The sequence below is a fragment of the Streptosporangium sp. NPDC000239 genome (assembly GCF_040300765.1).
Classification (GTDB): Bacteria; Actinomycetota; Actinomycetes; order Streptosporangiales; family Streptosporangiaceae; genus Streptosporangium.
The window spans coordinates 336,815-358,696 of record NZ_JBEPEI010000004.1; the positions used below are offsets into that span (position 1 = coordinate 336,815).

At 70.0% G+C, this 21,882-nt stretch carries 22 protein-coding genes; 6 read left to right on the forward strand and 16 right to left on the reverse strand.

Features of this window, described 5'->3' with window-relative positions; translation table 11 throughout:
• Positions 1 to 67: 67 nt before the first annotated feature.
• Genes ABT340_RS13815 through ABT340_RS13860 form a run of 10 tightly spaced genes read right to left on the reverse strand, consistent with a single transcriptional unit; the run spans position 68 to position 10,436 of the window.
• The gene (locus ABT340_RS13815; RefSeq protein ID WP_352011057.1) at positions 68 to 1,021 is read right to left on the reverse strand and encodes a diiron oxygenase; all 954 of its coding nucleotides are present in this window, start codon (positions 1,019 to 1,021) and stop codon (positions 68 to 70) included.
• Entirely contained in the window at positions 1,018 to 1,293 is a 276-nt protein-coding gene (locus ABT340_RS13820) for a PqqD family protein (RefSeq protein ID WP_352011058.1), read from the reverse strand. Before ABT340_RS13820 ends, ABT340_RS13815 begins: the two co-directional genes overlap by 4 nt.
• A complete protein-coding gene (locus ABT340_RS13825) occupies positions 1,293 to 2,072 on the reverse strand; it encodes a hypothetical protein (protein ID WP_352011059.1) in 780 nt (259 codons plus the stop codon). Before ABT340_RS13825 ends, ABT340_RS13820 begins: the two co-directional genes overlap by 1 nt.
• The gene (gene asnB, locus ABT340_RS13830) at positions 2,062 to 4,245 is read right to left on the reverse strand and encodes an asparagine synthase (glutamine-hydrolyzing) (RefSeq protein ID WP_352011060.1); all 2,184 of its coding nucleotides are present in this window, start codon (positions 4,243 to 4,245) and stop codon (positions 2,062 to 2,064) included. The genes ABT340_RS13825 and asnB overlap by 11 nt, the downstream gene beginning before the upstream one ends.
• 31 nt (positions 4,246 to 4,276) lie before the next feature.
• On the reverse strand, positions 4,277 to 4,420 hold the full coding sequence (locus ABT340_RS13835) for a hypothetical protein (RefSeq protein WP_352011061.1): 144 nt from the start codon (positions 4,418 to 4,420) through the stop codon (positions 4,277 to 4,279).
• Between the two features lie 54 nt (positions 4,421 to 4,474).
• On the reverse strand, positions 4,475 to 6,241 hold the full coding sequence (locus ABT340_RS13840) for an alpha/beta hydrolase family protein (RefSeq protein WP_352011062.1): 1,767 nt from the start codon (positions 6,239 to 6,241) through the stop codon (positions 4,475 to 4,477).
• Positions 6,238 to 6,762, reverse strand: a complete 525-nt coding sequence (locus ABT340_RS13845) for a DinB family protein (protein WP_352011063.1) — start codon at positions 6,760 to 6,762, stop codon at positions 6,238 to 6,240. Before ABT340_RS13845 ends, ABT340_RS13840 begins: the two co-directional genes overlap by 4 nt.
• A gap of 25 nt (positions 6,763 to 6,787) precedes the next feature.
• Entirely contained in the window at positions 6,788 to 7,816 is a 1,029-nt protein-coding gene (locus ABT340_RS13850; protein ID WP_352011064.1) for an ArsR/SmtB family transcription factor, read from the reverse strand.
• Complete coding sequence (locus tag ABT340_RS13855) at positions 7,816 to 8,997, reverse strand: adenylosuccinate synthetase (RefSeq protein WP_352011065.1); 1,182 nt, start codon at positions 8,995 to 8,997, stop codon at positions 7,816 to 7,818. Before ABT340_RS13855 ends, ABT340_RS13850 begins: the two co-directional genes overlap by 1 nt.
• An 11-nt stretch (positions 8,998 to 9,008) precedes the next feature.
• Positions 9,009 to 10,436, reverse strand: a complete 1,428-nt coding sequence (locus tag ABT340_RS13860) for a coproporphyrinogen-III oxidase family protein (RefSeq protein ID WP_352011066.1) — start codon at positions 10,434 to 10,436, stop codon at positions 9,009 to 9,011.
• Positions 10,437 to 10,763: 327 nt separating this feature from the next.
• Between ABT340_RS13860 and guaA the strand changes: the two genes are divergently transcribed.
• The 3 genes from guaA to tmk all read left to right on the forward strand — a co-directional run bounded on the left by guaA (position 10,764) and on the right by tmk (position 14,052).
• On the forward strand, positions 10,764 to 12,353 hold the full coding sequence (gene guaA / locus ABT340_RS13865; protein WP_352011067.1) for a glutamine-hydrolyzing GMP synthase: 1,590 nt from the start codon (positions 10,764 to 10,766) through the stop codon (positions 12,351 to 12,353).
• 154 nt (positions 12,354 to 12,507) lie between these two features.
• Positions 12,508 to 13,290, forward strand: coding sequence for an SDR family NAD(P)-dependent oxidoreductase (locus ABT340_RS13870; protein ID WP_352011068.1), 783 nt, complete (start codon positions 12,508 to 12,510; stop codon positions 13,288 to 13,290).
• A 114-nt stretch (positions 13,291 to 13,404) separates the two neighbouring features.
• Positions 13,405 to 14,052 carry a dTMP kinase gene (gene tmk / locus ABT340_RS13875; RefSeq protein WP_352011069.1) on the forward strand — a complete coding sequence of 216 codons (648 nt, stop codon included), beginning with the start codon at positions 13,405 to 13,407 and terminating at the stop codon, positions 14,050 to 14,052.
• A gap of 174 nt (positions 14,053 to 14,226) precedes the next feature.
• Here the strand turns inward: tmk and ABT340_RS13880 are convergent, their stop codons facing one another.
• Complete coding sequence (locus tag ABT340_RS13880) at positions 14,227 to 16,110, reverse strand: ABC transporter ATP-binding protein (protein WP_352011070.1); 1,884 nt, start codon at positions 16,108 to 16,110, stop codon at positions 14,227 to 14,229.
• Positions 16,111 to 16,559: 449 nt separating this feature from the next.
• Between ABT340_RS13880 and ABT340_RS13885 the strand changes: the two genes are divergently transcribed.
• Together ABT340_RS13885 and ABT340_RS13890 are read left to right on the forward strand one after the other, a co-directional pair.
• Positions 16,560 to 16,808, forward strand: a complete 249-nt coding sequence (locus ABT340_RS13885) for a DUF6400 family protein (protein WP_352011071.1) — start codon at positions 16,560 to 16,562, stop codon at positions 16,806 to 16,808.
• Positions 16,795 to 17,025, forward strand: a complete 231-nt coding sequence (locus ABT340_RS13890; protein WP_352011072.1) for a hypothetical protein — start codon at positions 16,795 to 16,797, stop codon at positions 17,023 to 17,025. The genes ABT340_RS13885 and ABT340_RS13890 overlap by 14 nt, the downstream gene beginning before the upstream one ends.
• 3 nt (positions 17,026 to 17,028) lie before the next feature.
• On the opposite strand, the gene ABT340_RS13895 is transcribed toward ABT340_RS13890, so the two are convergent.
• The 5 genes from ABT340_RS13895 to ABT340_RS13915 all read right to left on the reverse strand — a co-directional run bounded on the left by ABT340_RS13895 (position 17,029) and on the right by ABT340_RS13915 (position 20,041).
• Entirely contained in the window at positions 17,029 to 18,144 is a 1,116-nt protein-coding gene (locus ABT340_RS13895; protein ID WP_352011073.1) for a methyltransferase domain-containing protein, read from the reverse strand.
• Complete coding sequence (locus ABT340_RS13900; protein WP_352011074.1) at positions 18,141 to 18,281, reverse strand: hypothetical protein; 141 nt, start codon at positions 18,279 to 18,281, stop codon at positions 18,141 to 18,143. The genes ABT340_RS13895 and ABT340_RS13900 overlap by 4 nt, the downstream gene beginning before the upstream one ends.
• Before the next feature lie 140 nt (positions 18,282 to 18,421).
• Positions 18,422 to 19,279: a helix-turn-helix domain-containing protein gene (locus tag ABT340_RS13905; protein WP_352011075.1), complete on the reverse strand. Its 858-nt coding sequence runs from the start codon at positions 19,277 to 19,279 to the stop codon at positions 18,422 to 18,424.
• A gap of 5 nt (positions 19,280 to 19,284) precedes the next feature.
• The gene (locus ABT340_RS13910; RefSeq protein WP_352011076.1) at positions 19,285 to 19,797 is read right to left on the reverse strand and encodes a DUF6879 family protein; all 513 of its coding nucleotides are present in this window, start codon (positions 19,795 to 19,797) and stop codon (positions 19,285 to 19,287) included.
• Positions 19,766 to 20,041, reverse strand: a complete 276-nt coding sequence (locus ABT340_RS13915) for a hypothetical protein (RefSeq protein ID WP_352011077.1) — start codon at positions 20,039 to 20,041, stop codon at positions 19,766 to 19,768. The genes ABT340_RS13910 and ABT340_RS13915 overlap by 32 nt, the downstream gene beginning before the upstream one ends.
• 218 nt (positions 20,042 to 20,259) lie before the next feature.
• On the opposite strand from ABT340_RS13915, the gene murJ reads away from it, so the two are divergent.
• Positions 20,260 to 21,822 (forward strand): murein biosynthesis integral membrane protein MurJ, encoded by a 1,563-nt coding sequence (murJ, locus tag ABT340_RS13920; RefSeq protein WP_352011078.1) that lies wholly within the window; start codon positions 20,260 to 20,262, stop codon positions 21,820 to 21,822.
• Positions 21,823 to 21,882 lie beyond the last annotated feature (60 nt).

Consider the following 21,882-nt stretch of genomic DNA (forward strand, 5'->3'; position numbering starts at 1 on the left):
CGATGCCAGGACAAGTATTCCATCCAGGCATTCCCCATCGGATCGAAGGGGAAAAAGAGGCGCGCTCTCACCCGTCCCGGACGTTGTTCAGGAGCCCGGCCGAGACGAACGCCTCCATGGTCGCGCCGTCGTCGAGCGCTCCCGCCTCCTCGAAGTACCGTACGACGGTCCGCGCCCTCGACGCGGTGTCCCGGGCCGTCCATTCCACCGAGAGCGACTCGGCCGCGACGGTCCTGGCCTCCTCGCGCGACAGCCCCGCCGACCGGGCGACGACGGCCGCCGCCTCACGGTCCGGCTCGACGAACGCCGCGACGATCGCGGGCAGCAGAGGGCCGACGCAGGCGCGCTCCCCGGCGCTCAGCGCGGGCCAGAGCCGCTGGAGCAGGTCACGGAAGTAGGCGTGGTGCCTGCCCTCGTCCTCGGCGTGGTCGCGCACCAGGTCGCGTACGGCCCCCGGCAGCCGCCGGTCCCTGGGGATGTCGGTCAGGACGGTCGAGATGAGCGTCTCGCTGACGACCGCGAACAGCAGCCGTTCCAGCCCCCGGACCCGGGGGTCGAGGCGCCTGCGGACGGCGTCGAGGCGCCGCAGGAAGGCCGGGGTGCCCGCGTCGGCCCACTCGACCCCTGAGCGTGCCTCGACCTGCCTGATCAGGTCGTAGGAGAGCTGGGCGTGCCAGGCCTCGTCCGTCACGATCTTGTAGGCGTCGGCGCGCATCCGCTCCGGGAGGTCCAGCCCGGAGCGCCCCCTGGCGATCCTGGCCGCGACGGGGATGATCGCGAGCTGTTCCAGCTCGACCGTGAAGTGCAGGTAGTGGTAGAGGTGCTGGGCGAGGGCGTCGTGGACCGCCCGCTCCCCCCGCTCGGCGACCAGCGGATGGCGCAGCACGGGGACGAGTTCCGGGGGGAAGTACAGCGCGTCCGGCGCCGGGGGGTCCATGACGGGCTGCGGCTTGACCCTGACGGCCGCCCGTTCGTCCCAGCGCTCGAAACGGCTGCCGTAGTCCTCCGGCGTGTCTCTCATCTCAACCGCACGAGCCCGCCGTCGGCAAGCGCCGTCATGGTCTCCGCCGTGTCCAGCAGCGCGGTCTCGGCGTCGACCGCGTACTCCCCGGCCAGCAGCAGGGCCAGCTCGCGCAGCGACCTGCGGCCGTCCACGCGCCTCCACAGGAAGCCCGCCGTCTCGGAGAGCTCGAAGACGCTCTCGCCCCAGGCGACGGTGATCGTGCCGCCGACGTTGCGCACCCGGACGTCGAGCCTGGGCACCGGTACGGCCTCGGGGGACAGCTGTTCCATCAGATCACGACCTCCATGGAGATCCGGCGGCACGCCAGTACGACGTCCTCGACCCACGTGGCCGGGTTCGCCGGGTCGTACCCCCGCATGGTCTCGATCGTCCAGTACTCCTCGAAGGGCATGATGGTCTGCTCGACCTGGCGGAACCGGCGTGCCCGCCACTTGGCGCTGTGGCCGAACTCCCCGCACGAGACGTGCAGGGCGTTGACCGCGTAGCCGAAGGCGAGCTTGGCCGAGAGCACGGCGCTCTCCACGTCTCCCGCCTTGAGCTGGCCGACGGCGTCCTCGACGAAGAGGTCCGACAGGTTGAGCGCGCGGCTGACCAGGATCGAGCGGATCGCCGAGGACTCCAGCTGTGTCCTGCGCCCGGCCAGCCACGACTCCCCCGTGACGGACACGGCGCTGCCGAGTCGTTCGAGGAAGTCCATCTCGTGGGAGGTGAGCAGGTCGGCCACGCTGTGGTTGGTGTCGAACTCCTCCCAGGACACCTTGGCGAACATCTGGTCGACCTGGGAGTCGGTCCAGTACTCGATGTCCCACCTGACGCCGTCCACGTGGACGACCTCGACGGGGACGTGGTCGGGGGTCAGCGCGACCGGGGCGAGAGCCGTGCTCGGGGCGGTTCTCTGGGCGGTGGACACGACGTAGACGTCGAGGTCGCTGCCCGAGTTGCCCCAGCCCCGGACCAGGGATCCGGCCAGGTAGACGGCCTGGTGGTCCTCGGGCAGCAGCCCGCGCGCGGCCAGTTCCGCCAGGTGTCCGCTCGGGTCAACCCGCATGGCCCGTCCCCTCCTCGATCAGGTGCAACATCCCGTGTTCGACGGCCTCGGCGACCTGCCGTGCCACCTGGTCCCCCGGCCGCCCGGTCAGTTCGGCGATCTCGGCGACCGAGCGGGCGCCGTCGACGGAGCGCAGCAGGTCCAGCCAGTCGTCGTCCTTCTCCAGCACGTACCGGACGGCGCCGTCCACGGCGACGTACCAGGTCCCCTCGGCCGTGGTGTCCGCGAGCAGGAGGAAGCCGTCCTCCTGCGCGGGCACCGACCCCGGCTCGACGGAGGGCGCGCAGCCGAGGATCTCCTCCGTCCGCGCCTCGTTCTCACCGCCCAAGGCGACGGGGACCGGGCCGGCGGACATGTCCACGACGGGCGGGGGAAGATCGCTGACCATCTGGGACAGCAGCCCCAGGTTCACCAGCCTGAGCAGGATCTCCACCTGGGCCAGGTCGTCCCGTTCCGTCAGCGACCCCAGCAGTCCCCGTACGGCGGGGCCGTCCAGCGCGCCGGAGGCGCCCGGCGCGGCCAGGGCCTCCTCGACGAGCGCCGCCCCGTCCCCGCGCAGCATCCGCAGGAAGACCCGGTGGGTGTGGCGCTGCCCCTCGCCGTAGAAGAAGGGGACCTTCTCCCGGGCGGCGATCCGGTCCGGCAGCACGCCCCGCATGCTCTCCCGCAGGATCGTCTTGTCCCACAGCAGCCGTTTCCTGTGGCTCGGCGGGATGGACAGGACCAGTTCGACCAGGCGGTGGTCGAGGAACGGCACCCGCGCCTCGATGCCGCTGCCCGCGGCCGTACGGTCCTCGTGCCAGCAGTTGTACTGCTGGATCTTGCTGTACTCGGCGGCCAGGTAGGCCCGGTAGGGGTCCTCACGTACGGCGAGCAGCTCTCTGGACAGCAGCGGCACGTCGGTCCGCGTCCACCAGGGCGCCAGGCCGGGGCGGGTCCGCAGGGCGCCGGAGCACGCCATGGAGTCGAGGGTCGCGACGAAGGCGTCCCAGCCGCCTCCCCCGCTGTAGTCCACCGAGTAGCCGCCGTTGAACTCGTCGCTGGCGGCCCCCAGGAGCATGCCCCGCAGCTCCGGCCTGGCCTGTTTGGCGTAGCGGTGCAGTTCGTGCTTGTAGTACTGCTCGGGCCCGCACTGCGGGTGCTCCATCAGCCACAGCAGCCGTTTCCACTCGTCCGGGGAGGGGATCCGGTCGGCCTCGAAGCACACCTGGTGGTTGGGCAGGCCGAGCTTCCCGGCGAGCCAGGAGGCGTGCTCGGCGTCGCCGTTGCGCAGGGTGCTCGCCGACAGCACGGTGAAGGTGTGCAGCCGTCCCGCGTACGGCGTGGCCAGGGCGGTGACGGCCGCCGAGTCGACGCCGCCGCTGAGGAAGACCCCGAGTTCGGCGTCGGCGGTCGCGCACTCGGCCACGGACTCGGCCAGCAGTTCGCCGTAGCGGCGGACGAACTCCTCCTCCGAGGCGTCCGCGTCGGCCGTCGGCAGGGACCAGTACGTGTGCTCGCGGGTCGTCCCGTCGGCCAGGTCGATCTGCACGATCCGGCCCGCGGGGACGCACTCGATCCCGGTGAACCAGGTGGAGGGGACCTCCGCCCGGTGGGGGTACGGCGCGGCGCTGAGCATGGGGTGGGTGAGGGCCTGCTCCCAGTCCAGGGAGCGTGGCGTGGCCGGGTCGGCGAACAGCGCCTTGATCTCCGAGGCGAACACCACGCGCCGGCCGTCACGGTGGTAGTAGAGCGGTTTGATGCCGAACCGGTCGCGAGCCAGGACGAGCCGTCCCCGGCGACGGTCCCACAGCACGATGGCGAACATGCCGCGTACCTCGTCGAGGAAGGCGTCGCCCCGCTCGCGGTACAGGTGCAGGAGGACCTCGCAGTCGGAGCCCCCCTTGAGCCGGGTGCCCGCGGGAAGCCTCGCGGCCAGCTCACGGTGGTTGTAGACCTCGCCGTTGGCGATCAGGACGAGGTCGCCGTCCTCCGTCGAGAGGGGCTGGCCGCCGCTCTCCGGATCGACCAGGGAGAGCCTGGTGAAGGCGAGGCCGACCGGTCCCTGCCGCAGCAGTTCCCGGTCGTCGGGGCCTCGATGGGCGATGATCCGCGCCATCCGTTCCAGGAGCGCGTCCGTCGTGGCGTCCGTGTGGCCGCCGTCGATACGGGCCAGACCGGCCAGACCGCACATGTGCACCTCAGGGGTTGGGGGGAGTCCTTGCTCAGGCGACCACGCGCAGCACCGTGTTGTAGGCGACCTGCTTGGCCTGCGACTTGACGTAGGGCTTCAGGGGCTTGGAGGACTCGGCCGAGCCCTCCTCCTGGGGCTCCTCGGACATGGGCTGCGGTCTGACGTACGGCTTCATGGGTTCTCCCGGGTTCAGGGGTTCCTGGACGGACGGCTGATCGCCATCGTGACCCTAGGTGGCGTCCGCGGGCCCGACAAGGAATTCGGTTCCAGCCGAATGCCCCCACTGACCGGCCAACTTCTCCAGGGCCTCCATGAGGTTGCGGTGGCGGTTCAGCGCCTGCCTGAGGGTGGCGGGGCGGTGGCCGACGCCGGGCTCGACGACGAGTTCCCAGGGCAGGCCGCGTTCGGCCGCCAGCCGTGCGAGGTCCCGGACGTCCCCGAGGCTGGAGATCGGGTCCCGGTCGCCCTGGATGAGGAAGACGGGACCGCTCCCCGGGCAGGCGAGCCGTACCGGGTCCAGGGGGGCGACGGCTCCCTCGGCGGTCAGGTCCCCGAACCTGCGGGTGAACCAGGCCCGGCAGCGGGGGTCCTCCTCGACCATCCTGCGCACGTGGCGCACCAGGTCGACCAGGGGCGAGCAGGCGACCACGCCGGCCGTACCGGGCAGGATGGCGTTGCCGAGCAGCGCGAGGCCGCCGCCGAAGCTGGCGCCGAGCAGGATCGTCCGGTCGCGGGGCACGCCCTTGCGCTCCGCGAACGTCAGGCAGGCCGTCAGGTCCTCCCGCAGGGTCTCCTCCCAGGCGCGCCACGCGCGTCTGGTGTGGGCCGCCCCGTAGCCGGACGATCCGGCGTAGTTCACCGCGAGGACGGCGATCCCGCGTTCCAGGAGTCTCCGGTAGAGCCCGTCGAAGCGGAGCTCGTCCCGTTCGACGATCTCCGGCCCGCCGTGCAGGGAGATCACCACGCCGGTCGGCCTGCCTCCCGGCAGGTGGACGTGGATGGGGGTGGCGCCCTGCCAGCGGTGGCTGGAGACGGCGCCGCCGCCGAGTGGTGGGACGCCTCCCGGCGCGGTGCGCGTTGTCCCGTCCGGTGCCAGCCAGGCCCACACGCCGCCGTTCACGACGGAGGTCAGGCGCAGCCCGACACCCCCGGCGTGGGCGGAGCAGACCCGGATCCGGCCCGGCGGCAGCGGTACGGCCCGCCGGGCGCCGCTCGCCCGGTCGACGACGACCAGGCTGTCGGCGCCCTCGGAGGTGACGACCACGGCGATCGTGTCCGTGCCCGGTCCCAGGAAACGCGCGTCGACCAGGTCTCCCTCGATCCGGAGTTCGTCGGTGACGACGTCCGTGCCCGGCCGCCACATCACCGGCCTGCCGTCGCGTTCGACGAGCGCCAGGCCGTCGCGGACGTCGAGCCAGCGTCCCTCGACCCGTCTCTCCACGGGGTCGTCAAGGTCCGGATCCAGGGGCCACACGTGGAGCACCGGCCGGTCGGGGGCGTCGTGGAGCTGGGTCACGGCCAGGTTCAGGCCGCCGTCCACGTGGACCGGCGACTCGCCGGGCCACCGGTTCGGGTGGATCCGCCCGGTCCCGCCGGGGAAGGCCTCAAGGATCGCCTGGGCGCCCGTGTCCGTCTCCACGACCAGCGCGACGCCCCGGGTCCCGCCGACCGGCCGTCCCGGCAGGGCGTCGAACGGCGCCCACCCCCGCGCGGCGGCACCCGTCAGGGGGGCCTCCCAGGTGACCGGGTCACCGCGCAGGGGCCGCTGGACGACCCGCAGGGTCGTGCCGTCCCGGTGGACGGACAGGAAGGCGGCCTCGTCCCCGGCGAAGATCGTGACGTCGGCCTCGTCGTCGATCCGGTGCACCGTACCGTCGGGGCCGGTGAGCAGCACGCCCTTCTCGTCCTGGTCGGCCAGCACCGGGCCGCCCGACCAGTCGAGCATCTCGACGTGCCCTTCGGTGAAGACGGTCTCCACCTCGTGGAGCCCGCTCACCACCGGGTGTTGCCCTTCCAGTTCCCGGCGAGCCCGTCGATCTGCTCCCGCAGCACGTCGGCGTGGCCGGTGTGCCGGGCGGTGTCCTCGATGAGGTGGGCCAGCACCCAGCGCATGGTCGGCGTGGCCGGGGCGGTCGGGCGCAGCGTCCGCACGCCGGGTGCGTCCAGGGACGCGCAGCCGTCGATGACGGCGTCCGAACGGGCGGCGGCGGCACGGTAGGCCGCGATCACCTCCTCGGCCGTCTCCCCTGGCCTTACCTCCTGGTCGCACAGTTCGGAGGGGAGGTCGACGCCCGCGTACGCCCAGCTCACCCAGCCGAGCTCCATGACCGTCAGGTGTTTGAGCAGCGCGAGCAGGCTCTTGCCCGAGGGAACGAGTTCCCTGGCGGCCTGTTCGTCGTCGACGCCCGCCGACTTGGCGATCACGGACTCCCGCAGGTAGCGCAGGAAGGCGTGCAGCGTGGTCTTCTCGTCGGCGGTGAGGGACGGCGTCATCAACGGCGTCGTCGTCGGTGGCATGCGGTGGTCCTTCCTGGAACAGGCGTCAGGCGGCCGGGTGCACGGTCTCGTTGTCGAGATACTCCAGCAGCGCCCGACCTGACCGGTTCAGCTCATACATCACACGTACACCGATTCGATGCCGTTGCACCACACCGGCGGCGACCAGAGCCGTCAGGTGTTCCGAGACCGTGCTCGCCGCCAGGCCGAGGGTCGTCGCCAGCACCGAGGTGGTGGTGGGAACCGCCAGCGCCCTGACGATGGCGGCCCTGCCGCGTCCCACCAGGATCGCCAGCCGGTCACCGCGTTCCGGCTCCGCGTCCTGCCTGACCGCCCCCGACGCCCGTCCCCCGGCCAGTACGGCCGAGCCGCGCGCCTGGTAGGCGATCGCCACCTCCTCCTGCGAACCGGTGGCGCACAACGGCGTACCGCGGGCGAAGAGCAGCGGGACCAGCACCAGCCTGCTCGCGCCCCGGATGTCGCGCCGGGACGCCGAGGAGTCGTTGAGGCTCAGCGTCGGCCGGTCCCAGCGCAGCCGCCCGCCGAGCCTGCCGAGTACGGCCCCGCCGCCCGCGGTGGCCAGCACCCTGGCCTGGAGCAGCACCTCCTGGTCCAGGACGGGCCGCATGGCCGACCAGTACGGCGCGACCGTGGCCGCCCAGTAGTCCTGGAGCAGGTCCGCGTACCAGTCGAGCGCCTCCCGGGGCTCCCTGGCGAACCGGGCGAACGGCTCCGGCGTCCCCGACGGGTGGCGGCGGGCCAGTTCCTCCCTGACCGTCTCCTCGGGTACGGCGCGCAGCGCGGCGAGTTCCTCGTCGATCCCGGCCGCCCCCGGCGGCGGGGCCGGGGTGAGGAAGGCGGGCAGCGGGAGCCCGACCCCGGCGAACCACGCCAGGGCCTCACCCCCGCGTCCCCTGGCGAGCGCCTGCCTGGCGTTCCTGGCCCACACGGTGTACGGCCACGGGCAGGCGTCCCGCCTGCTGAGCAGCGACAGGCTCGCGACCGTCTCCCACAGTGGGCTGATCCCGATCCGCAGGTTGCCGAGTACGGCGTCGCCCACGTCGACCTCGATCATCAGTTCACGACCAGGGCCTGGTCGGGCGACCTCCACAGGTCTTCCTCGGCGCCGCGCCACCACCAGTCGTCCAGCCCCGCCCCGCGGCCCGCCGCGACCACCGGGGTGGCGCAGTGCCGCTCGACCTCCGCGAGGTAGGCCGCGATGGGGGGCGCCTCGGCGCCCCCGGACGCGGCGGCGACGTCCTCGGCGCTCCAGCCGGGGAGCATCCGTACCGCGGGGGCCCTGTCCTGGTCGTAGAGCCCGATCGCCGGGAAGCCCGCGAGCACGTCGAACTTGGTCATCACGATCCCGTCCGCCTGGTTGAGGCGGCAGGCGCTGCGCAACCAGCCGATGTCGAGCCAGCCGGTGTCCCGCATCAGGTCGGTCGCGCGGTCGAGTTCCTCGCCGCGTTCCTGCAGTTCGGCGTTGAGCTCGCCGTACAGCCGCGAGGGCAGTTCACCGCCGCCGACCTTGGTGACGTAGGCGGGGGTCACCAGCAGGACGCTCGCGATGTCCCTGGGGCCGACCCCCAGGCCGGTGAGGACCGCCCCGACCGTGGTGTTGCTTGAGGTCACGTAGGGGTAGTCGCCGTGGTCGAGGTCCAGCCTGCTGCCCTGGGCGCCCTCGGCGACCACCCGCGCGCCGTGGTCGAGCCGGTCGCGCAGGTAGGCGACCTCGTCGACACAGCAGTGACCGATCAGGTCGGCGAACTCCTCGGCGACCGGCCGCAGGTCGGCGGGCAGCCGGTCCCCGCCGGTCAGCAGGTCCCTGACCCGCAGTCCCGTGCGCGCCGCCTTGTCGCGGTAGGCCTGGCCGACGCCCATCCGGGTGCTGCCCACGCCGCTTCCGGCGCTGTCGGCCTCCCGGTGGTCGGCGGTGATGACGTGGGCCCGCAGGGAGACGCGCAGGCGGTCCGTCACGTCGGGGAAGGCGGCGCGCAGCGTCGCCACCTCGTTCAGCAGCATCCTGGGCTCGATGACGCAGCCGCCGCCGACGACGCCGACGGCTCCGCTCAGGATCCCGCTGGGCACCATCCGCAGCACCCACGGCTCGGTACGGCCCGGCGCGAGCACCGAGTGGGCGGCGTTCGGCCCGCCCTGGAAGCGGGCGCACACGTGGGCGTCCCGGCTGAGGGCCGCTGCGATCTTTCCCTTGCCCTCGTCTCCCCAGTGGGCTCCGAGAACGGCGAGTACCGGCATCTCGTCCCCTCTCAGACCGCGGCCGACAGGCCGGAGATGAACGAGGGGTTGCCGAGCAGGCGGGTGGCCCGGGAGTTCTGGTTGTGCAGCTCCCGGTAGAACTCCTCGTCGAGGCGCACGACCTCCGGGGAGTAGAACATCCAGGAGATGATGTCGCGGTACTTGAAGCCGGTCCTGGTGAGCTGCACCCGGTCCCCGGGCAGGCGGGTCAGCAGGCCGAGTTCCTCGGCGGCGAGCAGGACGGGCTCGAACAGGTGGGCGTGCTCGCGGTAGCCGTACCTGTCGAGGTCGTGCAGGTTCAGGTCGAACAGGTCCAGGGCCAGCCGCTTGCGGATCCGCTCGACGTCGTCGTAGACGAACCCGGCCCGGGGGGCGAGGCTGCCGGTGTTGGCGCCCTTGATGTAGTCGCCGACCTCGGCGAGCGTGGGGTTGGCGCTGCCGCCGACGATGTAGTCGACCGTGTTGGTGTAGGTCCGCGCCCCGGCGCCCAGGCCGAGCACGGGGACGCCGTGGAACTGCAGGACCTTCTGGACGTAGCCCCCGCGTCCCGGCTTCTTGTACCGGACGTTGGACTCCTGGACGTATCCCGCCGACAGCAGTTTCTCCTGCGCGTAGTCGTAGCGGTCGTACAGGGCGCCGTTGCGCATGTACCGGTACCTGCCGGTCTTGGAGAACCAGGCGTCCGGGCGGATCGTCAGGAAGTAGGTGCTGATCGTCTCGGGGGCCAGGGAGACCAGTTCGTCGACCGACTCGCGCCAGGACTGGTCGTCCTGTCCGGCGAATCCCATGATCAGGTCGGTGCTGAGGTTGGCGAGGTCCGTCGTCTTGACGATCTCGATCGCCTTGCGGACCGTGCGCTCGTTGGCCTGGCCGCGTCCCGCCTCACGGATCTCCTGCGGCCGCAGGGACTGGATGCCCATGTTGACCCTGGTCAGGCCGCGTGCGATCAGGTGGCGCAGGGTGTCGGGCCGGTCGACGATGGAGTCGGGCGTCGCCTCGACCGCGACCTCCTCGGTGGTGCTGCGCCAGTTGGGGTAGACCTCGGTCAGCGTGTCGAAGATCTGGTCGAAGTTGCGGCGGTGCAGCAGGCTCGGCGTTCCCCCGCCGATGTAGACCGTCCGTAATCGCCGGTCCCGGATCACCGAGGCGTGCCTGCGGATGTCCGCGCACAGCGCCTCGGTGTAGGCGTCGTACACGTCCGCGTCCTCGGAGATGACGGTGTACAGGTTGCAGAACCCGCATTTGTACCTGCAGAAGGGAACGTGCAGGTAGAGGTTGAGTTCGCGCGTCGGCGAATGGCTCAGGTCCTCTTCCCAGATGGCCTCGACGGCCCGCCCCGGATCCAGTGGGCGGTAGGAGGAACGCACCGGATAGCAGTAGACGAAGGGAGGGATGGCCCCGCCGTCGATGGACCGCTGGAGTTCAGATTTGGTGGACATCTGTGCTCACTCCCAGCTGCAGAGTTATGGGCGGGAGACACGCTTTTTCAGGCGGCCAAAGCACCCATTAGCCCACAAACGGGCTTACAAGTGAGCCTCATCATACGTATGACTTTGGTAGTGTCAAGGACCTATAGTTAAGAAGGTTTACCGTTCACGAGGGCCGGATCCGCTGGCTCTCCAAGCAGTCACGAGGCCTTGACCTGCATAAATGTGAAGGGCCTCACGCGGGGCTTGTTTCCAGGCCTCGTCCTCATACTTAATACGTATGATCTGAGTACTTGTGGAACCCGCGTGGGACCACCGAGACCGCCCGAATGGATTCGCATGTCACGCTCCGACGTGAGCCCCACCTTCAACCGCCCCTCCGTCGAGCAGGCTGAGCTGGTCGTGCTCGACTACGGCTCGCAGTACAGCCTCCTGATAGCCCGCCGAATCCGTGAACTGGGCGTGTACTGCGAACTGATGCCCGCGACCGCCGACGTCTCGGAGATCGCCGCGCGCAAACCGCGCGGGATCGTGCTGTCCGGCGGCCCGCACAGCGTCTACGACGACGGCGCCGCCGGACTGCCCGAAGGACTGCTCGACCTGGGGATTCCCGTCCTCGGCATCTGCTACGGAGCCCAGCTGCTCGCCCACTCCCTCGGCGGCAGGGTGGCCTCCGCCCCCAGCCGGGAGTTCGGCCGCGCCGAGGTGCTCCTCGAAGGCGACTCCCCCCTGCTCACCGGCGTCGAGTCGAACTCCGTCGCGTGGATGAGCCACACCGACCACATCGTCGAGGTGCCGCCCGGCTTCGAGGTGTTCGCGCGCAGCGGCGACGGCCTGATCGCCGTCATCGGCGACGGCGCCCTGTTCTGGGGCGTGCAGTTCCACCCCGAGGTCGCGCACACCGCCTTCGGCCGCGACCTGCTGCGCAACTTCGCCCTCGACCTGTGCGGCTGCGCGGGCGACTGGTCGGCCACGTCGTTCATCGAGAACACCGTCGACTGGCTGCGCACCCGGATCGGCGACCGGCGCGTCATCTGCGCGCTGTCGGGCGGAGTCGACTCCGGCGTCGCCGCCGCCCTGGTCTCCCGGGCCGTCGGCTCCCAGCTGACCTGCGTGTTCGTCGACAACGGGCTGCTGCGCCTCGGCGAGGCCGAGCAGTGCATGGACGTGTTCTCCCGCCACCTGAACATGCGCGTCGTCAAGGTGGACGCCAGTGAGAAGTTCCTCAGCGCCCTCGACGGCGTGGTCGACCCCGAGGAGAAGCGCCGCCGGATCGGCCGCAGCTTCATGGAGGTCTTCGAGGAGGTCGCCCCCACCCTCGGCGACGCCGACTTCTTCGCCCAGGGCACCACCTACCCGGACGTCATCGAGAGCGCCGGAGACTCCAAGCGCCACTCCTCGGCCGCGGCGAAGATCAAGACGCACCACAACGTGGGCGGGCTGCCCGACACCATGCGCCTGGAACTCCTGGACCCGCTGTCGTTCCTGTTCAAGGACGAGGTGCGCCAGGTGGGCCGCAGCCTCGGCCTGCCCGAGGAGATCGTCGACCGCCACCCCTTCCCCGGCCCCGGCCTCGCCGTACGGATGACCGGCGCGGTGACCCGGGAGCGGCTGGAACGGCTGCGCCGGGCCGACCACATCTTCATCTCGGAGCTGCGCGCGGCCGGTCTCTACCGGCACACCGCGCAGGCGCTGGCCGTCCTCACCTCCGAGCGGACCGTCGGCGTGCTCGGCGACGCCCGGACCTACGAGGACGTCCTGGCCCTGCGCGCCGTGGACACCGAAGACTGGATGACGGCCGACTGGTCGCGTTTCTCCCACGACTTCCTGGCGACGGTGAGCAACCGCATCGTCAACGAGGTGCCGGGCATCAGCCGCGTGGTGTACGACATCACCAGCAAGCCCCCGGCGACCGTGGAGTGGGAGTGACGACCTCCCGGGAACGTCAGACGCCCCGCGAGGCTCCGGGCTCCTGGGGTGGCGCACTTCCCGGCGTCTTGGGCGGTGCACTTCCCGGTGCCTTGGGCGGCGAACTCCCCCGCGCCTCGGGCGGCGAACTCCCCGGCGCCTTGGGAGGCAGGCGGTGACGGCTCCCCGTCGCGTGTGCGTGACCGGCGCCGCCAGCGGCATCGGTCACGCCGCCGCCGAGATCTTCCTCACGCGCGGCGACCAGGTCACCCTGGTCGACCGCGACGAGACCGCCCTCACCCAGGCCGCCGAACGGCTGGCCGCCGAACACGGCGCCGACCGGGTCCGGCCGTACGCGGTGGACGTCTCCGTGGCCGAGCAGGTCGAGGACCTCTTCGCCCGGATGGCGGACGCCGGGGGATTGGACACCCTGGTCCTGGCGGCGGGCGTCACCAGCGACGGGTTCGTCTCCGACATGTCGGAACACGACTGGTCCTACATCCTGGGCGTCAACCTCACCGGCCCCTTCCTGTGCCTGAAGCGGGCGGCGCCACTGCTGCGGCTCTCCTCCGGCGGCTCGGTCGTCGCGGTCGGCTCGGTCTCGGCCCACGTGATCGGCGCCGGTGGCGGGTGCGCCGCCTACGAGGCGTCCAAGGCGGGCCTGGTGCAGCTGGTACGCGCCTTCGCCGTGGAGAACGCCCCGTACGGCGTGCGGGCGAACATCGTGAGCCCGGGACGGACGGCCACCCGGCTCGGCGAGAACACCCGGAGACTCGCCGAGACCGTCTACACCTCCGCCGACGGTCCCCGGCGGGAGCGTCACTCCTTCGGGGCGCCGCTACGCTTCGAGGGACGCCCCGAGGAGATCGCCGGTGCCATCCACTTCCTCGCCGGTGACGACGCCCGGTTCGTCACCGGCACCGAGTTGCTGGTGGACGGCGGCTACACCGCCATCTGACCCGGCCCGGGGCCGGAGCACCGTCCGGCCCCGAGAGGAACCGGCTTGCCCCGTGGCCGCCCCATCAGCTGTACCGTCATCTGCCCAAGAGAGGACTCTGAGAGGAGCCCGGACATGGCCCTTCCCCTTTACGACCACGACCTCCCCGGCACGTTCATCGCCTTCTGCGGCATGGACGGCAGTGGGAAGACCAGCCTTATCGAGGGGCTCTCCAAGCGGCTGGCCTCGGGTGGTGTGGAACCGGTCGTGACCATGCAGCCGTCCAGGTATGCCCGGGAGTCCCCGCTGTTCACCCGCTACATCTACCACCCGGAGGAGCGGCACCAGGTCGACTACCGCGCCCTGATCTGCCTGCTGACCAGCGACCGGCTGCAGAACCTCCACGAGGTGGTGCTGCCCGCACTCCGCGAGGGGCGCACGGTCATCACCGACAGGTACGTCTTCACGGCGCTGGCACAGATGCGGGCACGCGGCTTCGCCAACGAGGAGTGGTTCTTCGAGATCTGCAAGCACGTGCCCAGGCCGGACCTGACGCTGCTGTGCGACCCGGGTTTCCAGGTCTCGCAGGGCCGGGTCGGACGCCGTACCGACTGGCGTGACTCCTACATCGAGGCCGACCACGACCAGCAGCTCTACATGAACTACCAGATCGTCGCCGACGAGGAGGGATTGGTCCGCTTCGACACGAACCTCCCGGTCGAGGAGAGCCTGGACCTCCTGTACGGCATCGTCAACGACCGCCTCCCCAACCTCCTGAGCTGACCTTCCCGCTGGTCGCCGGGGGCACCGGTCGCGGCCCCTCCGGCGCCCGTTCGCTCCCCCCGCGCGCCCCACCGTTTCCCCGGTCCGCGGTCTCATCGGCTGCGTCCCCACGCCCCGAGCCCTTGAGAAAGAGGGCTCAGACCGTAGGGACGAGTTCAGACCGTGGAGACTGGCTCAGTGGACGGGCTCCTTCTCCTCTGACTGGTTGAACTGGGTGCGGTGGAGCTCCTCGTAGCGGCCGCCGGCGGCGAGGAGGGAGGCGTGGGTGCCGCGCTCCACGATGCGGCCGTTCTCGACCACGAGGATGAGGTCCGCGGCGCGGACGGTGGAGAGCCGGTGGGCGATCACCACCGAGGTCCGCCCGGCGAGCGCCTCGCCCAGGGCCTCCTGGACGGCGGCCTCCGAGGTGGAGTCCAGGTGGGCGGTCGCCTCGTCGAGGATGACGACCCGGGGGCGTGCCAGCAGCAGCCTGGCGATCGTCAGACGCTGACGCTCACCACCGGACAGGCGGTATCCGCGCTCACCCACGACCGTGTCCAGCCCGTCGGGCAGCGCCGAGACGAGGTCGGCCAGCCGGGCGCGCCGCAGCACCTCCCAGATCTCCTCATCCGTGGCCTCAGGGCGGGCCAGCAGGAGGTTGGCGCGGACGGACTCGTGGAACAGGTGCCCGTCCTGCGTCACCATGCCGAGCGTCTCACGCACCGACTCGGCGCTCAGGTCACGGACGTCGACACCGGACAGCCGCACCGCGCCGCTGTCGACGTCGTAGAGACGGGCCGCCAGCTGCGCGATCGTCGACTTGCCCGCCCCCGAGGAGCCCACCAGCGCGACCATCTGCCCGGGCTCGGCGCGGAAGGACACCCCGTGCAGCACCTCGACGCCACCACGGGTGTCGAGGGTCGAGACCTCCTCAAGTGAGGCGAGCGACACCTTGTCGGCCGAGGGATAGGCGAAGCCGACCCCGTCGAACTCGATGGAGACCGGCCCCTCGGGCACCGGCCTGGCGTCCGGGGCGTCGGTGATGAGGGGCTTGAGGTCGAGCACCTCGAAGACCCGCTCGAAGCTCACCAGCGCGGTCATCACCTCGACCCGCGCGCTGGCCAGGGCGGTCAGCGGGGCGTAGAGCCGGGTGAGCAGCAGCGCCATCGCCACGACCGCGCCCGGTTCGAGCTGCCCGCGCAGCGCGTAGAACCCGCCGAGGCCGTAGACGACGGCCAGGGCGAGCGCGGAGACCAGCACCAGCGCGGTGACGAACACCGACTGGGACATGGCCGTGCGCACGCCGATGTCGCGCACCCGCCTGGCCCGCCCCTCGAACTCCGCCGACTCGCGCCTGGGCCTGCCGAAGAGCTTCACCAGCGTGGCGCCCGGCGCGGAGAAGCGCTCGGTCATCTGGGTGATCATCGCGGCGTTGTGGTCGGCCGACTCGCGTTCGAGCCTGGCCAGACGGGTGCCCATCCGGCGGGCCGGCAGCACGAAGAGCGGCAGCAGGAGCAGGGCCAGCAGGGTGATCTGCCAGGAGGTCCCGACCATCACGATGAGCGTGAGCACGAGCGTCACGATGTTTCCGACCACGCCGGAGAGGGTGTCGCTGAAGGCCCGCTGCGCCCCGATGACGTCGTTGTTCAGCCTGCTGACCAGGGCGCCGGTGCGGGTGCGGGTGAAGAAGGCGATCGGCATGCGCTGCACGTGGTCGAACACGGTGGTGCGCAGGTCGAGGATGAGCCCCTCGCCGATGCTCGCCGACAACCAGCGGGTGACCAGCCCGAGCCCGGCCTCGACGACCGCGATGACGGCGATCAGGGAGGCCAGGAGCACGACGAGGCCGAAGTCGGCGCCCTCGACGATCGCGTTGACGACCCGGCCCGCGAGCACGGGAGTCGCGACCGCGAGAACCGCCGTCGTGACGCTGAGCAGCAGGAACCACGTCAGGAACCGGCGGTGCGGCCTGGCGAAGGCGCCGATGCGCCGCAGGGTCGCCCGGGAGAAGGGCCTGCGCTCGTTCTGGGCGTGCATCGCGTGGTACATCGACGTCCACGCGGTGACTTCTATGTCCATCGCTCTTCTCCGGGGGGGTGGTGGCCTTCCGACCGCTCTTCGAACAGGTTGACGACACCGAAAGGCTCTCATCCGTCACCGACAAAACCGCCGCGTGACCGCGTCCGCGTGGAGACGGGGCGTGGCCGCCCTCCAGGTGTGGCCTCCCCGAACACTAAGACCTCAACATATGTTCAGGTCAACCATGGCACGACATCCCGTGAGACACGTCACGAACTAGGCAAGAAAAACGACATAAGGTATAAAAAGGTATAAAGAGGCCTCGTGGCGCGTCGCCGGATGTCCGACTGATCACAAAGATCCGCCACGTCTCCGTCACGGAAACCCCGTGAAGGCATGCGGGAAGCCCATGAGCTCCGCGAGCCCCACGAAGCAGCGGGGAAGCCCACGGGCCCGGCCCCCGCGAAACCCCGCCAAGGAAAGCCCAGAGCGACCCACAGGAAAGTCTCATGAGTCAGGACAACAGCAACGCACACGTCGTCGTCGAGATCGACCTCACGCTTGAGGAGGCCCGGCGGCGGGCCGCGGTCATGGAGGCCCTGGGAGACGACTGGGACCCGATCGCGGTGATGCGGGGCGAGGAGGAGGCCTACGACCTGCTCTACTCGGGCCTCGACGAGCGACAGCAGGAGATCTACGACATGCTCGTCGCCGCCGGGGTCCTGCCGTACCGGGGGGCGGGGCATGCTGCCGATTGATCCGCACGCCGACCTGGGACGCAGGGCCTGGGTCCCCTGCCCGGGATGCCGCGACGACAGGGACTGCGCCCCCTGCTCCGACGGCCGCAACTGCTCGGACCACTGGCGCTATCTCATCCGCACCACGGGAAGCCTGCTGCACCTGCAGTGCCCCGGCTGCACCCACCTGTGGAGCCACGAAACCAACTTCGGCGCAGGCGGCGGCCGCCCCTTCTGACCGTCACGGATTGACGACGCGTCCTGGATGGTCCACCCAGATGACGTCACCTTCAGGCGTGGCGGTGTAGCCATACCGGTCGCCGGCCGGGCAACCCCAGGAGATCCAGCGCAGGAACGCCTCCTCGGCTTCGCCGTACACGTCACGGTCGCCGCTGTACCGCACGATCCAGTCGTTCTCCCCTTCGCTCCAGGCCACGTAGGCGGCCGAGGTGTCGGAGTGCGCCCACAGGACGAACCCACCGTCGTGCTCAGTGGTACAGACGACGCCGGGCAGCATCGCGTTCAGGAAGACGGAGGCGGCCCACTCCCCGGTGATCCTCCGCGGGTCGATCCGGGCCGGACGCCTGCGCACGTCATCGCCGAGCCCCCGAAGCTCCTCCGGACGCTGACCGCGCATCATCATGAACGAACAGCCCGATTCGACACGACCAACCGCCGTACCGTCGCCGAGGGCACGCAGGACGACGAACGCGCCATACCGCCACATCGGCATCCACGGAAACACGACGGTGCCGCCCGGCCGCGTCTGCCTGATCCACGCGGGTGACGCCTCGGTCGCGCCGACGGTGACATGCACCGCGTCGTACGGCTGACCGCCTGGATACCCCAGGGCTCCGTCCCCATGGACCAACCGGACGGCGTCGCGACCGGCCCGCGCCAGGTTGGCTCGCGCCTGCCGGTGGACGTCGGCGTCGATCTCGACGCTGGTGACCTGGCCACCGCCGACGAAACTGGAGACGAGCGCCGCCGTCCAGCCGGTGCCGGTGCCGATCTCCAGCACGTGGTCGTCGGCGTGGAGGCCGAGAAGCCCAAGCTCGGTGGCCACGATCGTGGGCATGGAGTTGGAGGAGCTGTAGAGGCTTCCCTCCTCATACCCCTCGACCAGGGGTGTGGCCCCGTCGTCGATCTGGGTGACGATCGAGATGTCGCTGTAGACGACCTTCTCCCAGGCTGAGGTGTCCGCGTCCCGGTCGATCACATAGCCGGGCCCGTCACCCGGCGACACCCATGCCTGGCCTGGGATGAACAGCTCTCTCGGGTTCGCCTTCAGGGCCTCCAGCCACCGAGGGCCCAGCGCCTCGAAGGGCCCGGCTATCCGGTCGATGAGATCGGTCACTTCTTACCGCCGCCCGCGTGCTTGCCGTCTCCCTGCCCACCCGGCTGCTGACCATCCTGAGACGGCTTCGGCTGCTTGGGCAACGGCTTGTCGCCGGACTTCTTGTCGTCGTCGTGCTTACCCACCAGAGGTCTCATCGGGTTCCCTTCGTTTCCGGGCTTCCACGGGACCAAGCCCGCTCAGACGTCGACGCACGTGTCAGCGGCCTCTCTCAGGCACCGCTCGTGGTGCCGAGTGAAGGTCACGACCTCAATGTGCCAACGGCCCGGAGCGGAGGCTAGGAGATTTCATGTGATTGCAGAAAGTCACGCGCCTGTTCGATAAGGGCCCGTGCTTCGTCCCCATAAACGGCCTGCCTCTGCAGCAGGGTGAAAACCTTCATGAAGTAGGCGAGGTCTTCGGCACGAGTGGTCTGGAAACGCCCAGACCACATCTCGCTGCGCACAAGTCCGGAGTCGAACATATAGAAGCATTCTCCACCCCAAATCTTGCGGAATCCGGGTGGAATAATGCCAAACGCAACGTTGGGCAAGCGGGTAACCCGTGACAGGAAGTCGAACTGCTCGTTCATCGCATCCATGTCGCCGTAGGCATAGGTGAGAACGGCGGCTTCGATAACGAAGCTGTACATATGAGCCGTGCCCCCGGTGAGAAAGCGCTGTTTCCCCAGGCGGGCCTGAACTGCTCCTTCCACGCCCTCCATCGGCAGGTCATGGAGCATGGCACTGATGGTCTGGATGCCACGCGAGTAGCCCACAGTTTGCAGGATGCCGGGCACGACGATGGCTTCGTACACCCGCAAGAGCTTGGTCCGCTCGTACAACGGGGTACCGCGAGCCTGAACTGCCTGCTGGCTGTGCGTGCGGAAGGTCGTCCGATACTCCTGCCACATGCGTCGCACGTCACGGTGGACAGCGATCAGCTCGGGAACGAGGCCCTCGACGCCACAGGCTGTGCACCAGTCACGAATGTCTTGTTCAGAGGGATTCTGCCGGGCATGCTCGATACGACTGACCTTGGTGGGGTGCATGCCCGTGAGGTCGGCCAGCTTCTTGCCGTTCAGTCCAGCGTCTCGGCGCAGATCCCGGAGTCTGATGCCGAAGGCTTTCCGCGCCTCAGCCGACTGGTCTTGCACGTGGGTCAGACCGGGCGGTACTCATGATGTGGAATCGCTGCGGAGTAAGCCGCCTCGAAGATCTCCAGGCAGCGAGCGACGACAGCGGGATCGTCAGTGAACTGGATGTCGGCCCGCTCCCCGTTCCCGTCCAGAACGTTGAACATGGCGAGCCTGCCGTCCAGGACGAACATGTCGTTGCCGGGAAGCAGCACCGTGGAAGCGAGCCGCCGGGGCAGCCAGCGCAGATCCTCACCCGCGTCGACCGCGCTGCCGGAGTAGCGGAGGGACATGCGCTGGTAGTCCGAGAGTGGTTCGGAGACCAGTCTCACTCGGCGCAGATGTCTGCCATCGCGTTCCTTCTCGGCGACTTTGGCGGCCCATTGCCGGTAGGAGGCGTCCACAGCGTCCAGATCACCCGCCAGGAAGAGCTTCAGATCCTCCTTGTCAGCACCGTAATAGTCGTGTAGCTCAAGCTTGCGGGTGTCTCGACTCGCCCGCGCCAGTTCAGCCCGACGTTGGACTGAGATCGACTCCATAGTGCTCCTTGACATACATCCTCACGAACCGCTCCACCAGCGCCTCGGAGATTTCGACGAAACTCTCGTCATCCTTCAAGGCGCGTAGCTGGACCGCGACGTCCTCACCATGACGGAGACCCTGAACCATCCAGCTTCCCCGGTTGGTGCGGTAGAGGCTGGGGCAGTCTTCCTCATCCTTGGAGTCAGGGTCCTTGCAGAAGAAGGTAACCGTGATCGGCTTGGCTGCGCCGGAACCTTGCATGAGATTGCACCCCCAAGGTCGCAAATCGCCACCCTGAGCGTGTACGGCACATCAACAGAGGTCAAGCAGCTTGAGCGGAATAGAGCCGGAGCCATCCACGCCGGCACTCACACACCGTAGGACTTTCTGTCCAATATAAGCATATTTGACCGAAATTCCTGATCCGATTCCCGTCAAACGTCTCACCTTCCATGTCCTGTTCATGAAATATGGCGTTCATGGACGAAGGACTCGCGCGTGCGGGGCGGGCCATGGCCGTGGGGACGTTCGTCTCCAGGGTCACCGGTTTCCTGCGCACACTGGCACTGGTCGCCGCGCTCGGGCTCGGGAAGGGCCTGTTCGACACCTACACCGTCGCCAACACGCTGCCCAACTCGATCTACGACCTGGTGCTCGGCGGGGCGTTGACCAGCGTCCTGGTCCCGCTGCTCGTCCGGTATCCCGACGAGCTCTACGCGCAACGGCTGCTGTCGCTGGTGGTCTACGGCCTGGGCGTCACCGTGGTGGTCACCACCCTGTTCGCCCCGCAGATCGTGGACCTGTGCGCCGGTGACCTCGGCGCGGACCAGCGGCGGGTGGCGATCGTGCTCACCCGTTTCTTCCTGCCGCAGGTCCTGTTCTACGGCGTGGGGACGACCCTGGCCGCCGTCCTGAGCGCCCGAGGCCGCCAGGCCGTACCGATGTGGGCGCCGGTGGCCAACAACCTCGTGGTCGTCGCGACCACCGCCGCCTACCTGGCGATCGGCGGCACCGGCAGCCTTGAGAGGCTGACCGCCGCCCAGACCTGGCTGCTCGACGTGGGCACCACGGCGGGCGTCGCCGTACAGGCGCTCGTGCTCTGCCTGGCCACGCGCGGCACCGGGTTCCGGATACGGCTGCGCGCCGACCCGCGAGGGGTCGGTGTCCGGCGGATCGCGGCCATGGCGGGCTGGACGCTCCTGTCCGTGGCCGCCGCGCAGGTGGCGATCGTCGTGGTCAACCGGCTCGCCCTGGCCTCGGGGGAGGGAGCCCTCGGCGCCTACGCCAACGCCTACACGCTGTTCCAGCTGCCCTACGCGGTCGTCACCGTGTCCATCGTCACCGGAGTGCTGCCGGGGCTGAGTCGGGCCGCGGCGCGGCGGGACCTGTCGCTGGTGACGACCGAACTGTCCCGGTGTCTGCGGCTGTCCGGCGTGGTGCTCCTGCCAGTGGCCGCCTTCCTGGTCGTGCTCGGCCCGTACCTGGCCACGGCCCTGTTCGCCCATGGCAACGCCACCCCTTCGGCCGCCGCGCTCACCGGGTCGGTCCTGGCCGCCTACGGCCTGGCCCTGGTGCCGTTCTGCGGCTATCAGGTTCTGTTGCGCGGTTTCTACGCCATGCAGGACACCCGTACCCCGGCCATGATCGGGCTGCTCGTCACGGCGACCACGATCGGCGGCGCGGTGGTCTCGGCGTGGCTGGTGCCCGGCCCACGGATGGTCGTCGGGGTCGCGGTCGGGTACGCGCTGGCCAACTGCGCCGGGTTCCTCGTGGCGGCGGCCGTACTGCGGGGCAGACTCGGCAGGGTCGACGGTCACCGTCTGCTGCGCGCGCACGGCCGGATGCTCCCCGCCGCGCTCGTCGCGGGCGGGGCCGCGGCCGTCGTGGCGCGCCTGACCGGGCAGGTCACCGGACCGGGGTGGGCGGGTTCGCTCGCCGTGGTGCTCGCGGCGGGCGCGTGCGGGGCCCTGCTGTACGGCCTGGCCGCGTGGGCGCTGCGCGTCTCCGAGCTCCGAACCCTGGTCAGCGCCCTGCGCGCCTGACCGCCGCGCCCGCGAAACCGGCCCTGCGCGCCTGACCGGCGAACCCGTGAGCCGGCCGCG

Excerpts from the sequence above, each read along its gene's own strand:
- ABT340_RS13815 (WP_352011057.1), bottom strand. The coding sequence starts at position 1,021 with ATGAGAGACACGCCGGAGGACTACGGCAGCCGTTTCGAGCGCTGGGAC.
- ABT340_RS13820 (WP_352011058.1), bottom strand. The coding sequence starts at position 1,293 with ATGGAACAGCTGTCCCCCGAGGCCGTACCGGTGCCCAGGCTCGACGTC.
- ABT340_RS13825 (WP_352011059.1), bottom strand. The coding sequence starts at position 2,072 with ATGCGGGTTGACCCGAGCGGACACCTGGCGGAACTGGCCGCGCGCGGG.
- asnB (WP_352011060.1), bottom strand. The coding sequence starts at position 4,245 with ATGTGCGGTCTGGCCGGTCTGGCCCGTATCGACGGCGGCCACACGGAC.
- ABT340_RS13835 (WP_352011061.1), bottom strand. The coding sequence starts at position 4,420 with ATGAAGCCGTACGTCAGACCGCAGCCCATGTCCGAGGAGCCCCAGGAG.
- ABT340_RS13845 (WP_352011063.1), bottom strand. The coding sequence starts at position 6,762 with ATGCCACCGACGACGACGCCGTTGATGACGCCGTCCCTCACCGCCGAC.
- ABT340_RS13850 (WP_352011064.1), bottom strand. The coding sequence starts at position 7,816 with ATGATCGAGGTCGACGTGGGCGACGCCGTACTCGGCAACCTGCGGATC.
- ABT340_RS13855 (WP_352011065.1), bottom strand. The coding sequence starts at position 8,997 with ATGCCGGTACTCGCCGTTCTCGGAGCCCACTGGGGAGACGAGGGCAAG.
- ABT340_RS13860 (WP_352011066.1), bottom strand. The coding sequence starts at position 10,436 with ATGTCCACCAAATCTGAACTCCAGCGGTCCATCGACGGCGGGGCCATC.
- guaA (WP_352011067.1), top strand. The coding sequence starts at position 10,764 with ATGTCACGCTCCGACGTGAGCCCCACCTTCAACCGCCCCTCCGTCGAG.
- tmk (WP_352011069.1), top strand. The coding sequence starts at position 13,405 with ATGGCCCTTCCCCTTTACGACCACGACCTCCCCGGCACGTTCATCGCC.
- ABT340_RS13880 (WP_352011070.1), bottom strand. The coding sequence starts at position 16,110 with ATGGACATAGAAGTCACCGCGTGGACGTCGATGTACCACGCGATGCAC.
- ABT340_RS13885 (WP_352011071.1), top strand. The coding sequence starts at position 16,560 with ATGAGTCAGGACAACAGCAACGCACACGTCGTCGTCGAGATCGACCTC.
- ABT340_RS13890 (WP_352011072.1), top strand. The coding sequence starts at position 16,795 with ATGCTGCCGATTGATCCGCACGCCGACCTGGGACGCAGGGCCTGGGTC.
- ABT340_RS13900 (WP_352011074.1), bottom strand. The coding sequence starts at position 18,281 with ATGAGACCTCTGGTGGGTAAGCACGACGACGACAAGAAGTCCGGCGAC.
- ABT340_RS13910 (WP_352011076.1), bottom strand. The coding sequence starts at position 19,797 with ATGGAGTCGATCTCAGTCCAACGTCGGGCTGAACTGGCGCGGGCGAGT.
- ABT340_RS13915 (WP_352011077.1), bottom strand. The coding sequence starts at position 20,041 with ATGCAAGGTTCCGGCGCAGCCAAGCCGATCACGGTTACCTTCTTCTGC.
- murJ (WP_352011078.1), top strand. The coding sequence starts at position 20,260 with ATGGACGAAGGACTCGCGCGTGCGGGGCGGGCCATGGCCGTGGGGACG.